Below are 15,679 nucleotides of genomic sequence, written 5' to 3'. Positions count from 1 at the left end.
ATTTTACTCCGCGTTATCTAGTGATAACAATTCAGCACCATCTTCAACTAGGTCACCAGCAGCGTACATAACCTCTGAAACGGTTCCGGCGCTTGGCGAATTAATCGTATGTTCCATTTTCATGGCTTCCAAAATCACCAGTGGCTGACCAGCTTCGACCGTATCGCCAGCTTCCACTAATACGTCAATAATAGTGCCAGGCATTGGAGCAGTTAAACGGCCGCCAGCATCGCTTGACTCATCAGCCAGACCTTTATCAACAACTTCTAGCATCTGATAATTGCCATGGACAAAAACATGCAACTTGCTAGTGTCTGCAACTACTTTTGCATTAAAACGACGACCTTCAACATCTAGTCGTAATTCATCGTCAATTAATTTGGCCGATAAAACTTTTAGTTCAGTTGATGGCAACTCTAAAAGGTAACCATCATTTCTAAAATGAACGGTAATAGCTAACTCATTGGCAATGCCATCCACATAATCTTTGTAATCTAAAGTATGGTGATTGTCAGTATTTAAACGCCATCCAGTCACTTGATTCCAAGGAGAGTAGGGATCATCGCTTTGTGCTGCAACGGCTTGTGCTTTTTGCTCGCGTTTTAAAATTTGATAAATCGCAGCTGCGACTAATGTATCATTGTCTGCAGCCAGGTCATCTAAGATTAAATCGTCTTTATGACGCTCAATAAAGTTAGTATCTAAATCCAAATCTTCAAATGCTTGATTCGATGCTAAAGCTGATAAAAATTCAGTATTAGTAGTAACGCCTACTACCTGATATTGAGCCAAAGCGCCGCGCAAACGCGCTAGCGCGGCATTACGGTCATGATCCCAGACAATTAACTTTGCGATCATGGGATCGTAATGAACCGATACTGTATCGCCTTGACGGACACCGGTATCAATACGCACATGCTGAGTTTCTTCAGGTGTATCTAGGTGTAATAAAGTACCAGTCGCTGGTAAAAAATCTTGGCGCGGATCTTCTGCGTAAATTCTGACTTCAAACGCATGGCCATTTATCGATAGCTCTTCTTGGCTTAAAGGTAAATTTTGGCCTGAAGCAACTTTTAACTGCCACTCCACTAAATCTTGGCCAGTAATATACTCAGTAACAGGATGTTCAACTTGAAGACGCGTGTTCATTTCCATAAAGTAGAAAGACTCATCTTCATCGTATAAGAATTCAACGGTGCCAGCGCCCACATAACCAATGGCTTTGGCTGCGCGAATAGCCACTTGTCCCATAGCTTCGCGAGTTTCTTCACTTAAACCTGGAGCTGGGGCTTCTTCAATAACTTTTTGATGGCGACGCTGTACTGAACAATCGCGCTCGAACAGATGAACGGCATTACCATGTTTATCCGCGAATACTTGAATTTCTACATGTCGAGGTTTAGTAATGTATTTTTCAACTAATACTCGATCATCACCAAAAGAGGCAGCTGATTCACGCTTACAAGACGCTAAGTTAGACTCAAACTCTTCTGATTTCCAAACGATGCGCATGCCTTTACCACCACCGCCGGCAGTGGCTTTGATGATAACAGGATAACCCATTGCATCTGCTTCAGATTTTAAGAAATCAGAATCTTGATTTTCACCATGGTAGCCAGGAACTAATGGCACTTGGGCTTCATGCATAATTTCTTTTGCCGCAGATTTAGAACCCATGGCAATAATAGCGCCTTCGGGCGGGCCAATAAATTCAATACCGTTGGCAAAACAGGCTTTAGAAAAATCTGCATTTTCTGATAAAAAACCATAACCAGGGTGAATGCCCTGAGCACCAGTTTGTTTAGCCGCTTCAATAATTAAATCACCTTTAAGGTACGATTCACGAGCTGGAGCTGGGCCTAAATAAATGGCTTCATCAGCCATGGCAACGTGCATAGAATTTTTATCAGCTTCCGAATAAACCGCTACTGTTTTAATACCTAATTTTTGAGCGGTTTTAATCACGCGGCAAGCGATTTCACCACGGTTAGCAATTAATATTTTGGTAAACATAAATTCTATTCCTTTGACCAGTTTGCAGGTCTTTTTTCTAAGAATGCGTTTAAACCTTCTTTGCCTTGTTCGCTGGCACGAATATCAGCAATACGTTTAGCGGTTTCATCCATCAATTCTTGATTAATAGTTTTACCTTCAACCGCACGAATTAAATCTTTAGCAGCAACTACTGCTTGCGGACCATTAGAAAGTAGGGTGGCAATTATTTCATTAGTTTTATTTTGCAATTCATCTTCAGCAGTAACTTCATGAACTAAACCAAAAGCTTTTGCTTGATTGGCTTTAAAGCGCTCAGCGGTTAAGAAGTAGCGTTGCGCTTGGCGTTCACCAATGGCTTTTACCACATAAGGACTAATCACTGCTGGGATTAAACCCAGTTTAACTTCTGATAAGCAAAAGCTCGCGCGCTCAGATGCGATGACAATATCGCAGCATGCAACTAAACCAACGCCACCGCCGTAAGCAGCACCTTGAACCACACACACAGTGGGCTTGGTCATGCTATAAATAGTATTCATCAGTTTGGCTAAGGCCTGAGAATCTTGAAAGTTTTCTTGCCAAGAATAATCTGCCATTCGGCGCATCCAATTTAAATCAGCACCGGCGGAAAAACTTTTACCTTCGGCATTTAAAACCACGATTTCAACGTCATCATTGTTTTGCATGGCTGCAAAAGCTGAAGTTAAGTCGGCAATTAACTGGTCATCAAAAGCATTATGGATCTCGCCACGAGTTAAAGTAATGTAGCCAACGCCACGACCATCGGAGCCGATAGAAGATTCTTTGTTTCGGCCTTCATCAATAGAAATTTTTAAAGCTTCTTGCACTGTTATCAACTCCTACATTCTAAAGACGCCGAACTTGGTTTCTTCGGCTTCTTTGTTCATGGCTGCAGAAAGCGCTAAACCTAAAACAGTTCTAGTATCCGCAGGATCGATAATGCCATCATCCCACAAGCGAGCGCTTGAATAATAAGGGTGACCTTGCTCTTCATATTGGTCTTCAATGGGCTTTTTAAAAGCTTTTTCTTCTTCATCAGACCACATGGGTTGGCCAGTTCGCTCGAAGTTGTCGCGTTTGATTTGTGCTAAAACATTAGCCGCTTGTTCGCCACCCATAACTGAAATCCGTGAATTCGGCCACATCCATAAGAAACGAGGAGAGTATGCGCGACCACACATACCATAGTTACCAGCGCCGAAACTACCACCAACAATCACGGTAAACTTTGGAACTTTTGCACAAGCAACAGCGGTAACCATTTTGGCGCCATGTTTTGCAATGCCTTCGTTTTCGTACTTACGACCAACCATAAAGCCGGTAATGTTTTGCAAGAAAACTAACGGAATCCCGCGCTGAGAGCATAGTTCGATAAAGTGGGCGCCTTTTTGTGCTGATTCTGAAAATAGAATACCGTTATTAGCTACGATACCGACAGGGTAGCCGTGGATACGAGCAAAGCCACAAATTAACGTATTGCCGTACATGGCTTTGAATTCATCAAGCTCAGAGCCATCAACCACACGAGCGATGATTTCGCGAATATCAAAAGGTTTACGAGGATCTTTGTTAACTACGCCGTATAATTCTTCAGCGGGATAGAGTGGTTCAATCGGTTTTTCGATAGTCACAAAAGGTTTCTTTTTGCGATTTAAATTTTTAACCACTTGGCGTGCTAATTTTAAAGCATGCTCATCATTTATAGCATAATGATCGGTTACACCCGAATTCTTACAATGAACGTCCGCACCACCTAAATCTTCACTCGAAACTACTTCACCAGTTGCCGCTTTAACTAGCGGCGGTCCGCCTAAGAAAATAGTTCCTTGTTCTTTAACAATAATGGATTCGTCCGCCATAGCAGGAACGTAAGCGCCACCTGCTGTACAAGAACCCATGACTACTGCAATTTGCGGAATGCCTTTTGCTGACATATTGGCTTGATTATAGAAGATGCGACCAAAATGTTCTTTGTCAGGGAACACTTCATCTTGTTGGGGTAAGTTAGCACCGCCGGAGTCTACTAAATAGATACAAGGTAAATTGTTTTGCTCAGCAATTTCTTGGGCACGCAAATGTTTTTTAATGGTTTCTGGAAAGTAAGTTCCACCTTTAACCGTTGCATCATTTGCAACTATCATACATTCGATACCAGAAACTCGACCAATACCAGCAATCATGCCGGCCGCAGGAACACGATTGTCATACATATTCCAAGCTGCCATTTGCGAAATTTCTAAAAATGGTGAGCCCACATCGAGTAATTTACGAACACGATCTCGAGGTAATAATTTTCCTCGAGATAAATGTTTTTCTTGGTATTTTGCTCCACCACCTTGAGTGATGTATTCCATTTTGTCGCGGAGGTCGTCGACTAACGCGCTCATGGCTTCAGCATTTTCTTGAAATACTGCGCTACGAGAATTAATTGTAGATTTAATAACTGGCATGTTAGATCCTAATCAATTTAATCATTAGCAATTGCGCGAGCAATTACCATTTTTTGTACTTCACTAGTGCCTTCGTAAATTTGCGCTACTCGAACGTCACGATAAATTCGTTCTACCGGATAATCTTTTAAGTAGCCATAACCACCAAGAACTTGAATAGCATCGGAGCAAACTTTTTCTGCAACTTCAGACGCAAAAAGTTTTGCCATGCAAGCTTCTTTTAAGCAAGGCAAATTGTTATCGCGTAATTGAGCTGCATCTAACACCATATTACGAGCCGCGTTCACTTGGGTGGACATATCAGCTAATTTAAACTGTATCGTTTGATGTTGGAAAATGGGCTTACCAAAAGATGTTCTATCTTTTGAATACTGGAGTGCATATTCATAAGCGGCTCTGGCCATGCCAACGGCTTGCGCGGCGATACCAATACGTCCACCTTCTAAACCAGAAAGAGCAATTTTATAGCCTTGTCCTTCTTCGCCTAATAAATTAGCGGCAGGAATGCGACAGTCTTCCAATACGATTTGGGCTGTGTCAGAAGCATTTTGCCCCATTTTATCTTCGATGTTGGCAACGATATAACCAGGCGTGTTAGTCGGAACTATAAAGGCGCTAATGCCTTTTTTACCAGCGCTTGGGTCTGTCACTGCAAACACAATGGCAACATCACCATTTTTACCAGAGGTGATAAATTGTTTAACGCCATTTAAAACATAGCAATCGCCATCTTCGCCTTTTTCAAACACAGCCTTCGTTTTTAAATCAGCTGCATCCGATCCTGCATGAGGTTCGGTTAAACAAAATGCTCCAAGCATTTCGCCAGAAGCCAATGGTTTCAAAAATTGCTCTTTTTGTTCGTCAGTGCCGTAATTTAATATTGGCATACAACCAACGGAATTAGTCACAGAAATCACGGTAGAGCAGGCGCCGTCACCGGCAGCAATTTCTTCTAACACTAAAGCCATTGCAGTATAGCCAATCTCACAACCACCCCAAGCTTCAGGTACTAACATGCCATAGAAGCCAAGTTCACCTAAACCTTTTAAGGCATCAGCTGGGAAAGTTTTGTTTTTATCCCACTCTTCAGAAAAAGGAGCGATGCGCTCTTGCACATAACCCTTTGCCATATCTTGAATCATGGTTTGTTCTTCAGTGAGAATCATCTTAAATTCCTTTGAAGTTTATTAGTTAATTAAACTAACTCAATTGCCATTGCTGTGGCTTCGCCACCACCAATGCACAATGAAGCAACGCCTTTTGTTTTGCCATGAGTACGTAATGCTTCAATTAACGTCACCACTATTCGAGTACCGGAACAGCCAATAGGATGACCCAAAGCAGTAGCACCACCATGGACATTGACTTTGGCATGGTCTAAATCTAGATCTTTCATAGCTGCCATAGTCACTACCGCAAAAGCTTCATTAATTTCAAATAAATCCACATCATCTTTTGCCCAGTTGGCAGAAGCCATGACTTTTTCGATCGCGCCCACCGGAGCAATAGTAAACTCAGCTGGGGTTCGAGCATTAGATTCTTGAGCAACGATTTTAGCTATTGGTTTTAAGCCACGTTTTTCAGCCTCTGATTGACGCATCATAACAACAGCGGCGGCACCGTCAGAAATAGAGCTAGCATTAGCAGCGGTTACCGTACCATCTTTTTTGAAAGCAGGGCGTAATGCTGGAATTTTATCCGGGCGAGCTTTTGGTGGCTGCTCGTCAGTATCAACAATGGTATCACCACGACGGGATTTAACCGTTACTGGAGCGATTTCGTTATTGAAGTGACCAGCTTTAATAGCTGCGTTGGCACGAGTTAATGACTCGATGGCGAAAGCATCTTGCTGTTCACGTGTAAAACTGTATTTTTCAACGGTTTGTTCAGCATAAACGCCCATAGCAGCACCTTCGTAAGCGTCTTCAAGACCATCGAAAGCCATGTGATCTAATGTTTTACCATGACCAAAGCGCTGACCATAACGACCAGTTGGTAATAAGTAAGGAGCCAAACTCATGCTTTCCATGCCGCCTGCAACCATAATCTCATTCGTACCAACGGTTAAAAGATCGTGAGCTAGCATGATTGATTTCATGCCAGAGCCACAAACTTTATTGATGGTCATAGCTGTAGAGTTGACCGTCATACCAGCGCCTAGTGCCGCTTGACGAGCTGGAGCTTGACCAACACCTGCAGGCAGTACGCAGCCCATAATGGCTTCTTGTACATCTTCGGCTTTAATTCCTGCACGCTCAACAGCTGCTTTAATGGCGATTGAACCTAATTCGGTCGATTTAACGCTTGATAAAGAACCGCCAAAACCACCCATAGGGGTTCTAGCCATGCCAACAAAAACAATAGGATCTTGATTACTCATAACATTACCTAAACGATTTATTTTAGAGCCCAAGCAATATATGTATATATACCAGAGCCGATTAATGTGGTGATAAAAAACACTTTAGAAGCATTCGCTTTTAAAGTGAATAAGGGAATTTGAATGATACTTCTTAATAGCCAGATTACGGCAATTGAAACTATTAATACATATCCTAAATTCGAATTTAATAAAGCTTTTTGAAAGCCTAAAGAAAGAATTGCAAAAAGTAGAAATATTGCTATCAGTACAATATTCATAGCTACCATTGCACCCTTGTTAACAGGGTGGAGTTTCGCTAGTTGGCTTTCCCATTGAAACAATTTCCAAAACAGTAGGTGGAACACTGCAAATGCAATGTGAAAAATTCCACCTAGTGTTAAAAGAATTTCAAGTTTCATATAGTCAGACTTATTTGGTTTCGTTAAATAACTCGCGACCAATTAACATACGACGAATCTCAGAAGTGCCAGCGCCAATTTCGTATAACTTGGCATCACGCAACAGACGACCAGTAGAGTATTCGTTGATATAGCCGTTACCCCCTAAAATTTGAATCGCATCAAGTGCAAGTTTAGTGGCATTTTCTGCAGCAAATAAAATAGCTGCAGCTGCATCTTTACGAGTGGTTTCTTTGCGATCACAAGCTTTGGCTACAGCATAGACATAAGCACGGCTAGCATTCATGGTGGTGTACATATCAGCCACCTTGCCCTGTATTAATTGGAAAGTACCGATGGCTTGACCAAATTGCTTACGCTCATGAACATAAGGCACTACGACGTCCATACAGGCGCGCATGATGCCTAATGGACCTGAAGCTAAAACTGCACGCTCATAATCTAAACCGCTCATTAAAATTTTAACGCCTTCATTTAAAGGCCCCATGACATTTTCAACAGGTACTTCGCAATCTTCAAATACCAGTTCACAAGTGTTAGAGCCACGCATTCCTAGTTTGTCTAACTTTTGTGCTGTGGAGAAACCCTTCATACCTTTCTCAATGATAAAAGCTGTAATGCCACGAGAATGGGCTTCCATATCGGTTTTGGCATAAACCACTAACACATCAGCTTCAGGGCCGTTAGTGATCCACATCTTATTACCGTTTAAAATATATTTGTCGCCTTTAAGCTCAGCTTTTAGTTTCATTGAAACTACATCAGAGCCAGCTCCTGGTTCGGACATAGCTAAAGCACCAACGTGTTCACCTGAACACAGCTTAGGTAAATATTTTTTCTTTTGCTCTTCGGAAGCGTTACGACGAATTTGATTAACACAAAGATTTGAGTGAGCGCCATAACTTAGACCAATTGAAGCGCTGGCACGGCTGATTTCTTCCATCGCCACTACATGTTCCAAATAACCCATGCCAGAACCGCCATACTCTTCTTCAACGGTAATCCCTAATAAACCTAAATCGCCAAGCTTTTTCCATAAATGATGTGGGAAAAGGTTGTCTTCGTCTGTTTTTTCAGCAATTGGAGCAATTTCTTTTTCAGCGAAACCGCGAACCATATCGCGGATCATGTCGGCTGTTTCGCCAAGGTCAAAATTCAAAGATGGGTACATGGTTGTTCCTCAATGGTTCTTTATTATCTAAATAGTTAATTCGGTATTACAGTTAATCTCGTTATATTTAATGTGCTTTTAAGAAGTATGGTCTTGGTTAGTCGAGCTTCGACTCAAGCATTTCCAACTCTTTCAACATAAAATTAATATCTTTACGTTGTTGCAATAGGGCATCACGGCGTTCTTGGATTAATCCCAGTAATAAAGTAGTTTGCTTTTGCTTACCTTCAGGCAGATCGTATAAATCAATAATTTGGCGAATTTGAGCTAGAGAAAAGCCAAGTCGCTTACCCCGTAAAATTAGTTGTAATCTGACACGATCACGAGAAGAGTATATACGGTGAGTACCGCGTCGCTCTGGGCTTATGAGTTTCTCGTCTTCATAATGACGAATTGAGCGAGAAGTGATCTCAAATTCTTTTGCTAAATCACTGATTGTGTATTCTTTTTCCGCTACCGTCATTAATCAACTAATCGTATAAAAGTGAAGTGGCATTAATATACCTTACCTTTACGCAAACGTAAACTTGATGGTTTATCAAATCAATTCAGGTAAGACCAGTTTAGTGTTCATTACTAGTTCAACTATTTACTGGTTGATTTATTTGTAACTGATAACTTATTGATTGTTTATATTTCGACCGATTAATAACCGATTTTACTTGATAAAGGAGCTAGAAATAGTAAGGTGTAGGTAAGCAAGAATAAATGATTATCTATGGTAAGACTTAGTCAAACAGATTAAATAAAACCGATTGTCTCGTAAGAGGCAGTCGGTTTTTTTTGCAAAAATTTTAAGTTTTACTTCTCGTCAACAATAAGAGGAAACAACATGAAAAGACAAAAAAGAGATAAGCTTCAAAGAGCTCACTCAAAAGGATTCAATGCTGCCTTGCATGGTCAATCAAAAGAAGTGTGTCCTTATGAAGAAATTAACGCCAAAGAAGAATGGCTTGGGGGCTGGCGAGAAGGCAGGGAGCAATTTCATAATACAGGGATGAAAAGCTATATGTAGCTGAAGTAAGTCAAAGTTAAGCCGGCATTTGCCGGCTTTTTTGTGTCAATGAAAGTAATCATTGAGTAAAAATTGATTCTTAACCTTGAAACTGAGGCGGTTCATAATTTAATATCAGTCCAGAAACTAATAATAAATTAAGGAATCTCATGAAAATAATAATTTCTCTTATCTTCTGTTCGGCTTTGTTCTTCGCTAACGAATCAAATGCCGCTTTTAATGATGCCGTAAAAAATTATCAAAACGGTGACTATGAAGAAGCATACGCCGAATTTAAATCCCTTTCTGAAATTGGCAACAAAGATGCTCAATTCAATCTTGGAATGATGTATTTAGACGGATTGGGGACTAAAAAAGATATGCATAAAGCTTTTGCATGGCTAAAGTTATCCGATGAACATAAAGAAAGTTCAGAAACTCAAATTATTATAGAGCAACTTGTAGAAAGTTTTAGTGAAGAGCAATCTGCACTTTCAGAAGGTGTCTATTCAGAAATCTACAAGACTTATAGTAATTCAATAATTGCGAAGGATTTAAAGCCACTATTTGAAAAAAATCAAGCTGAAGAATTTTTGGCAATACCTCTCAAGACTTCTCCAGCTATTTATCCAATCGTTGCTAGCCGCAAGGGTATAGAGGGTTTTACGAAGGTCCAATTTAATCTTGATAGAAGCGGTGTGCCTCATAATATTAAAATCTTGGGATCTCATCCAAGAGGCATTTTTGACAGATCTTCAATCTTAGCTATAAGAAATTGGAAGTTTAAGTTGAATCAAGAGAATGATCAAAATTATTATACTTATAAGCTTATTTATCAATTTAATAAGTCACCTAATTATAAAGTCAAGGTTTCTTCTGAAGTTATTAATAAGTTGAGCGAATTAAAAGAACAAGCTGAAAGTGGTAATGCAGCTTCCCAATATCTATATGCTAGGCATGCGAGCTATCTAGACGAAAAGGTAAACCCTACTGAATGGTATTATCAGTCGGCAATTCAAGGTATTGCTAATTCGCAATATGAGTTAGGCAAGAACTTATTAAATGGGGTTGGATGTGAAGCTGACAAAAAGAAAGGTCTTAATTGGCTGACAAGATCAGCGTCTGCAAATTTAGGTAGAGCACAATTGGCGCTGTACGAATACTACAAGGAAACTCAAATAGAGAACCATGAAAATAAAAGACACTTTTGGATAAAAAAAGCTTTAGAGTCCAACGACAAAACTATTGCTTTAGATTTAGCAAAGTATATGTCTGCTGAAGATATATTCCAACCTTCCGAAATTATAAAGCTTTTAAAATCAATAAATGAGGAAGAGATACTTGACGTGGTAACTTATTATGAATTATTGGCTATGAATTATTCAAAACAAGGCTTAACAAAAGAAGCATATGCTAATCAACGTGAAGCTAATAAAATCATGAAAAAATTTGGTAAATTACCAAAAAAGATGCGTGATAGCTTAACGCGCTACAAAGAACTGTCCAAAAAGTCGTAAATCTTGCCTTTTGAAGTTAAATCGTTAAACTAGGCGCACTTTTACTTATGACCCCGTAAGGTCAGAGTGTGTCTAGTGTCTTTAAGCAACCCTAAAACCAGCCCTGAAATATCCAACTCCCAGCTTTCTTTAGCTGATTTTCACTTTGATTTACCGGATGAGTTAATTGCTCGTTATCCGACCGAAAATCGTACTGATAGCCGTTTATTAGGTCTGGATGGTACTTCAGGCAGTATCCAGCACTATCAATTTCATCAGCTTGTCGAGTTGTTACAGCCTAATGACTTGTTGGTTTTTAATAATACTCGAGTGATTCCAGCGCGTATTTTTGGACAGAAGTCCACTGGCGGTAAAATTGAAATATTAATTGAGCGAATTGATTCTGATGCTATAGCTTTAGCGCATGTACGCTCTAATAGAACGCCTAAACCAAATACAGAAATCATTTTAGAAGATGGCTCTAAATTATTGATTAAAGATCGTAATGAGATGCTTTTCGAATTGGAGCTGCAAAATAGTGACTGGCAATCTGTGATGAGTGCGGTGGGTCACATGCCATTACCACCTTATATTGACCGTGAAGATGAGTTGCAAGATAAGGAGCGATATCAGACGGTTTATAGCGAAATAGATGGAGCAGTAGCGGCTCCAACTGCTGGTTTACACTTTGACGACGAACTACTAGCTAAAATTAGAGTAAAAGGTATTGATACTGCTTTTGTGACTTTGCATGTCGGTGCTGGTACTTTCTCTCCAGTTAGAGTTGATGATATTACTGAACATAAAATGCATTCTGAATGGTTTGAAGTGAGCCAACAAGTGTGTGATCAAGTTAATGCAGCTCGCGCAAAAGGTGGACGCGTTATAGCGGTTGGTACCACTTCTGTACGTTGTCTAGAATCAGCTTCTAAATTAGGTAATATTCAACCCATTAAAGGCGAAACCGATATCTTTATCTATCCGGGCTATCAGTTTCAATCAGTTGACGCGCTGATAACTAATTTTCACTTACCAGAATCTACTTTAATGATGTTAGTTAGTGCTTTTGCCAGTAAAGACTCTATATTAAATGCTTATAATGAAGCGGTTAAAAACAACTATCGCTTTTTTAGTTATGGCGACTCTATGTTTATTACCAATCCTGCTTATTATTTACAAAAGGCCTAAGGTTACTGCAATGGAATTTAAATTATCTAACACTGATGGTATGGCTCGAAGAGGCCAGCTTAAATTTGAGCGTGGCACTATTGAAACACCGGCTTTTATGCCAGTAGGCACTTATGGCACGGTTAAGTCTTTGACCCCTGAAGATATTAAAGCTCTTGGCGCTGAAATTATTCTTGGTAATACTTTTCACCTAATGTTACGCCCAGGAACTGACATCATTGAGCAACATGGTGATTTGCACGATTTTATGAATTGGGATAAGCCCATTTTAACGGATTCAGGCGGCTTTCAGGTTTTTAGTTTAGGCAAAATGCGCAAAATCAGCGAAAAGGGCGTTGAGTTTCGATCGCCAGTGAATGGTTCGAAAGTATTTCTAGGTCCTGAAGAGGCCATGGAAGTACAGAGAAAGTTGGGCTCAGACATAGTGATGATATTTGATGAATGTACGCCTTATCCGGCTACCGAAGCTGAAGCTCGTGATTCTATGGAGTTATCATTGCGTTGGGCTAAGCGTTCAAAAGAGGCACATTACGCGGGTTTTGAAGAGCGTAATATGAAACCCACCGCTTTATTTGGCATTGTACAAGGCGGCATGTATCCACATTTGCGCTCAGAATCCCTAAAAGCTCTCGCTGACATTGATTTCGATGGCTTTGCCATTGGTGGCTTGTCAGTAGGCGAACCCAAAGATGAAATGCTGAATGTGCTAGATCATTTAACCCCTGAAATGCCGGAGAATAAACCTCGCTATTTGATGGGCGTTGGTAAACCTGAAGATATTGTTGAGGCAGTTAGGCGTGGCGTGGATATGTTTGATTGTGTGATGCCTACCAGAAATGCAAGAAATGGCCACTTATTTAGCTCGACTGGGGTTGTAAAACTCCGTAACAGTCGCAATAAAACCGATACAGGGCCGGTAGATGCTGAGTGTAATTGTTATACCTGTAAAAATTATAGTAGATCTTATTTGCATCATCTTGATAAGTGTAATGAAATTTTAGGCGCTAAGCTTAATACCATCCATAACTTACATTTTTATCAAAATCTTATGGCAGGATTGCGTGGGGCAATTGAAACAGGTACATTGTCGCACTTTGTAGAAGAATTTTATGCTAAGCAAGGCAAAGAAGTGCCCGGCTTAGAAAAACAAAAATAGTATAAATATTAAGAGGTTATATCCATGTTTTTAGCGACAGCAGCGCCACAAGGTGGTGGTTTAATGCAATTTTTCATTATGTTTGTTCCTTTGTTGTTAATCATGTATTTCATGATGATCCGTCCACAACAAAAGAAAATGAAACAGCACCAAGCGATGACTGCAGGTTTAGAAAAGGGTGATGAAGTGATGACTACTGGTGGAATCGTAGGCCGTATCGCCAAGATCCATGATCAATTTATCGTATTAACGATTAGTGAAGGCGTTGAAATTAAGTTTCAAAAGTCTTCGATTGCTCAGACGTTACCTAAGGGCACTATTAAGGACATCGAAGCCTAGTTTCCTAGCTATTTTGTCAGCATTATTTGTTAAATGACTTTTCGAGATTCGATTCAATAGTATAAAGCTCCATATCTCAAAGTCATTTAAAGTGATTCTGAACAAACTTTCTTTGGAAGTTTATTACATAATAATATGCATTTATATCAAACGGATAATTTATGATTTTTGATCAACCAAATCAAGTGCAAAGACCAATCAATACTTACCCAAAGTGGAAGTATTTTGTGATTGTAATGGTGATTGCCATTGCGGCTTTGTATGCACTGCCTAACATTTTTGGCGAAAACCCAGCGGTACAATTAACAGGTTTACGTGATACAGAAGTAACTAGTGACCAGTTAAAAAGTGTTGAGGAGAAGTGGCAGCAAGAAAATCTAAACTTGATTGCTATTGAGCAGCAAAATAATCAAAAAGTGGTTGCTCGTTTTAGCGATATAGACAGTCAATTGAAGGCGCAAAAGTCTGCTAATGATTTGTTAAATCCTGATTCAAAAAATGCTGATTATGTGGTTGCACAAAATTTAGCGCCAGCTACTCCTGATTGGTTGAGTGGTTTAGGTGGCAAGCCGATGAAACTGGGTTTAGATTTGCGCGGCGGTATCTACTTTTTAATGCAAGTAGATATGGATAAAGCCATTGAAAAGCAAATTGAACAGATTTCTAGTGATTTTAAACGAACTCTTTTAGATGATGACGAAGGTCGTATTCGCGGTCGTATCGAAACCATTGAAAATGGCGTTTTACTTCAAGTTAAACCAAAAGATATTGAGCGTGCTTATGGTAACTTGTATCAAGCTTATCAAGACCGTGTGTTGTTAGAGCGAATAACCCGTAATGGCATCGATTTAATTCGCGCAACCTTTACTCCTACTCGTTTACAGGAAATTAGCGACGCTGCGGTTGATCAAAACCGTTTGATTTTAAGCGAACGGGTTAACTCACTAGGGGTAGCTGAACCGCAAATTCAACGTCAGGGCGCAGATCGTATTGTCGTGCAACTGCCTGGTGTACAAGACTCAGCCTTAGCCAAACAAGTCTTAGGAGCAACGGCTACGTTAGAGTTTAGGTTAGTGAATGAAGAGGCGATGGCTGGTTTTACTGCCGGTCAGAGACCACCAGCAGGTACGACTGAATTCGCTGATGAAAATGGATTTCCAATATTAATCTATGATGAAGTTAAAGTTACTGGAGAGCATTTAATTGATTCTTTCCCAGGGCAACATCCTGAAAATCAGCAACCTATTGTTAATGTTAAGTTAGACTCAATAGGCGGTGGAAAAATGCTTGAGACTACCGTTAAGAATGTTGGTAATCGTCTAGCAATGATATTGGTTGAATCGCAACCAGAGTTTGAAATTATTGATGGCGAGAGAAAGTTAGTTGGCTCTAATCAAAAAGAGCGAGTGATTAGCGCGCCAAATATTAATGGTCAATTTAGTACTGACTTTTATATCACAGGGCAATTCACGCCAGCCGAAACTAAAGATTTAGCACTTAACCTTCGTTCAGGAGCATTGGTAGCGCCAACGTTTTTTATTGAAGAAAGAACGGTAGGGCCAACCTTAGGCGCGGAAAATATTGAAAAGGGTATGACTTCCGTCATTATAGGTTTTGCTTTAGTGCTTATCTTCATGTTGGTGTATTACAAATTGTTTGGTTTTGTGGCAAATATTGCTTTGACTTTAAATCTTGTGTTGATCACTGCGATTATGTCTATTTTAGGAGCGACGCTTACGCTTCCTGGTATCGCAGGTATCGTTCTAACTGTTGGTATGGCGGTTGATGCTAATGTACTTATTTTTGAACGGATCCGAGAAGAGTTACGAGCAGGAACCAAGCCAGCGCAAGCTATTGACAAAGGTTATGCACAAGCTCTATCAACTATTGCTGATGCTAATATTACGACTATGATTGCTGCAATTATTTTATATGCAATAGGTACAGGGCCAGTTAAAGGCTTTGCGATTACATTATTTGTCGGTATTTTAACCTCTATGTTTACTGCTATTTTTGTAAGTCGAGGAATTGTTAACTTGATTTACGGTGGCAAAGCCGTGAATAAAATTTCGATATAGGGCGGTAAAT

General features: G+C 40.1%; 14 protein-coding genes. 6 read left to right on the top strand and 8 right to left on the bottom strand.

All coding sequences use genetic code 11. The features are described from left to right. Positions 1 to 3 precede the first annotated feature (3 nt). From GJS41_RS02545 to GJS41_RS02510, 8 genes are all read right to left on the bottom strand, one after another. Positions 4 to 2,013, bottom strand: coding sequence for an acetyl/propionyl/methylcrotonyl-CoA carboxylase subunit alpha (locus GJS41_RS02545; RefSeq protein ID WP_154245762.1), 2,010 nt, complete (start codon positions 2,011 to 2,013; stop codon positions 4 to 6). Between the two features lie 5 nt (positions 2,014 to 2,018). Further along, the gene (locus GJS41_RS02540) at positions 2,019 to 2,843 is read right to left on the bottom strand and encodes an enoyl-CoA hydratase/isomerase family protein (protein ID WP_370515600.1); all 825 of its coding nucleotides are present in this window, start codon (positions 2,841 to 2,843) and stop codon (positions 2,019 to 2,021) included. A 12-nt stretch (positions 2,844 to 2,855) separates the two neighbouring features. Beyond that, positions 2,856 to 4,466: a carboxyl transferase domain-containing protein gene (locus GJS41_RS02535; protein ID WP_154245760.1), complete on the bottom strand. Its 1,611-nt coding sequence runs from the start codon at positions 4,464 to 4,466 to the stop codon at positions 2,856 to 2,858. 17 nt (positions 4,467 to 4,483) lie between these two features. Continuing rightward, positions 4,484 to 5,632 (bottom strand): acyl-CoA dehydrogenase family protein, encoded by a 1,149-nt coding sequence (locus tag GJS41_RS02530; protein ID WP_154245759.1) that lies wholly within the window; start codon positions 5,630 to 5,632, stop codon positions 4,484 to 4,486. A gap of 29 nt (positions 5,633 to 5,661) precedes the next feature. After that, complete coding sequence (locus tag GJS41_RS02525) at positions 5,662 to 6,846, bottom strand: acetyl-CoA C-acyltransferase (RefSeq protein WP_154245758.1); 1,185 nt, start codon at positions 6,844 to 6,846, stop codon at positions 5,662 to 5,664. 17 nt (positions 6,847 to 6,863) lie between these two features. Further along, positions 6,864 to 7,247, bottom strand: coding sequence for a hypothetical protein (locus GJS41_RS02520; protein ID WP_154245757.1), 384 nt, complete (start codon positions 7,245 to 7,247; stop codon positions 6,864 to 6,866). A gap of 10 nt (positions 7,248 to 7,257) precedes the next feature. Next, positions 7,258 to 8,418 (bottom strand): isovaleryl-CoA dehydrogenase, encoded by a 1,161-nt coding sequence (locus GJS41_RS02515; RefSeq protein ID WP_154245756.1) that lies wholly within the window; start codon positions 8,416 to 8,418, stop codon positions 7,258 to 7,260. A gap of 97 nt (positions 8,419 to 8,515) precedes the next feature. Further along, on the bottom strand, positions 8,516 to 8,881 hold the full coding sequence (locus GJS41_RS02510; RefSeq protein ID WP_154245755.1) for a MerR family DNA-binding transcriptional regulator: 366 nt from the start codon (positions 8,879 to 8,881) through the stop codon (positions 8,516 to 8,518). 369 nt (positions 8,882 to 9,250) lie between these two features. On the opposite strand from GJS41_RS02510, the gene rmf reads away from it, so the two are divergent. From rmf to secD, 6 genes are all read left to right on the top strand, one after another. Then, positions 9,251 to 9,433, top strand: coding sequence for a ribosome modulation factor (gene rmf, locus GJS41_RS02505; protein ID WP_154245754.1), 183 nt, complete (start codon positions 9,251 to 9,253; stop codon positions 9,431 to 9,433). 149 nt (positions 9,434 to 9,582) lie between these two features. After that, a complete protein-coding gene (locus tag GJS41_RS02500; RefSeq protein WP_154245753.1) occupies positions 9,583 to 10,929 on the top strand; it encodes a TonB family protein in 1,347 nt (448 codons plus the stop codon). Positions 10,930 to 11,004: 75 nt separating this feature from the next. Continuing rightward, on the top strand, positions 11,005 to 12,096 hold the full coding sequence (gene queA, locus GJS41_RS02495; RefSeq protein ID WP_370515599.1) for a tRNA preQ1(34) S-adenosylmethionine ribosyltransferase-isomerase QueA: 1,092 nt from the start codon (positions 11,005 to 11,007) through the stop codon (positions 12,094 to 12,096). A 10-nt stretch (positions 12,097 to 12,106) separates the two neighbouring features. After that, positions 12,107 to 13,252 carry a tRNA guanosine(34) transglycosylase Tgt gene (gene tgt / locus GJS41_RS02490; RefSeq protein WP_154245752.1) on the top strand — a complete coding sequence of 382 codons (1,146 nt, stop codon included), beginning with the start codon at positions 12,107 to 12,109 and terminating at the stop codon, positions 13,250 to 13,252. A gap of 24 nt (positions 13,253 to 13,276) precedes the next feature. Next, entirely contained in the window at positions 13,277 to 13,591 is a 315-nt protein-coding gene (gene yajC / locus GJS41_RS02485) for a preprotein translocase subunit YajC (RefSeq protein WP_154245751.1), read from the top strand. Positions 13,592 to 13,752: 161 nt separating this feature from the next. Beyond that, entirely contained in the window at positions 13,753 to 15,669 is a 1,917-nt protein-coding gene (secD, locus tag GJS41_RS02480) for a protein translocase subunit SecD (RefSeq protein WP_154245750.1), read from the top strand. The last annotated feature ends 10 nt before the right edge of the window (positions 15,670 to 15,679 follow it).

The sequence above is a fragment of the Kangiella sp. HZ709 genome, assembly GCF_009674675.1.
In the GTDB taxonomy this organism is placed as follows: Bacteria; Pseudomonadota; Gammaproteobacteria; order Enterobacterales; family Kangiellaceae; genus Kangiella.
Note: the sequence above shows the minus strand (reverse complement) of the source record. Positions and strands in the feature narration are given on the sequence as shown.

Excerpts from the sequence above, each read along its gene's own strand:
- GJS41_RS02545 (WP_154245762.1), bottom strand. The coding sequence starts at position 2,013 with ATGTTTACCAAAATATTAATTGCTAACCGTGGTGAAATCGCTTGCCGC.
- rmf (WP_154245754.1), top strand. The coding sequence starts at position 9,251 with ATGAAAAGACAAAAAAGAGATAAGCTTCAAAGAGCTCACTCAAAAGGA.
- GJS41_RS02515 (WP_154245756.1), bottom strand. The coding sequence starts at position 8,418 with ATGTACCCATCTTTGAATTTTGACCTTGGCGAAACAGCCGACATGATC.
- GJS41_RS02530 (WP_154245759.1), bottom strand. The coding sequence starts at position 5,632 with ATGATTCTCACTGAAGAACAAACCATGATTCAAGATATGGCAAAGGGT.
- GJS41_RS02500 (WP_154245753.1), top strand. The coding sequence starts at position 9,583 with ATGAAAATAATAATTTCTCTTATCTTCTGTTCGGCTTTGTTCTTCGCT.
- GJS41_RS02525 (WP_154245758.1), bottom strand. The coding sequence starts at position 6,846 with ATGAGTAATCAAGATCCTATTGTTTTTGTTGGCATGGCTAGAACCCCT.
- GJS41_RS02535 (WP_154245760.1), bottom strand. The coding sequence starts at position 4,466 with ATGCCAGTTATTAAATCTACAATTAATTCTCGTAGCGCAGTATTTCAA.
- yajC (WP_154245751.1), top strand. The coding sequence starts at position 13,277 with ATGTTTTTAGCGACAGCAGCGCCACAAGGTGGTGGTTTAATGCAATTT.
- secD (WP_154245750.1), top strand. The coding sequence starts at position 13,753 with ATGATTTTTGATCAACCAAATCAAGTGCAAAGACCAATCAATACTTAC.
- GJS41_RS02510 (WP_154245755.1), bottom strand. The coding sequence starts at position 8,881 with ATGACGGTAGCGGAAAAAGAATACACAATCAGTGATTTAGCAAAAGAA.
- tgt (WP_154245752.1), top strand. The coding sequence starts at position 12,107 with ATGGAATTTAAATTATCTAACACTGATGGTATGGCTCGAAGAGGCCAG.
- GJS41_RS02520 (WP_154245757.1), bottom strand. The coding sequence starts at position 7,247 with ATGAAACTTGAAATTCTTTTAACACTAGGTGGAATTTTTCACATTGCA.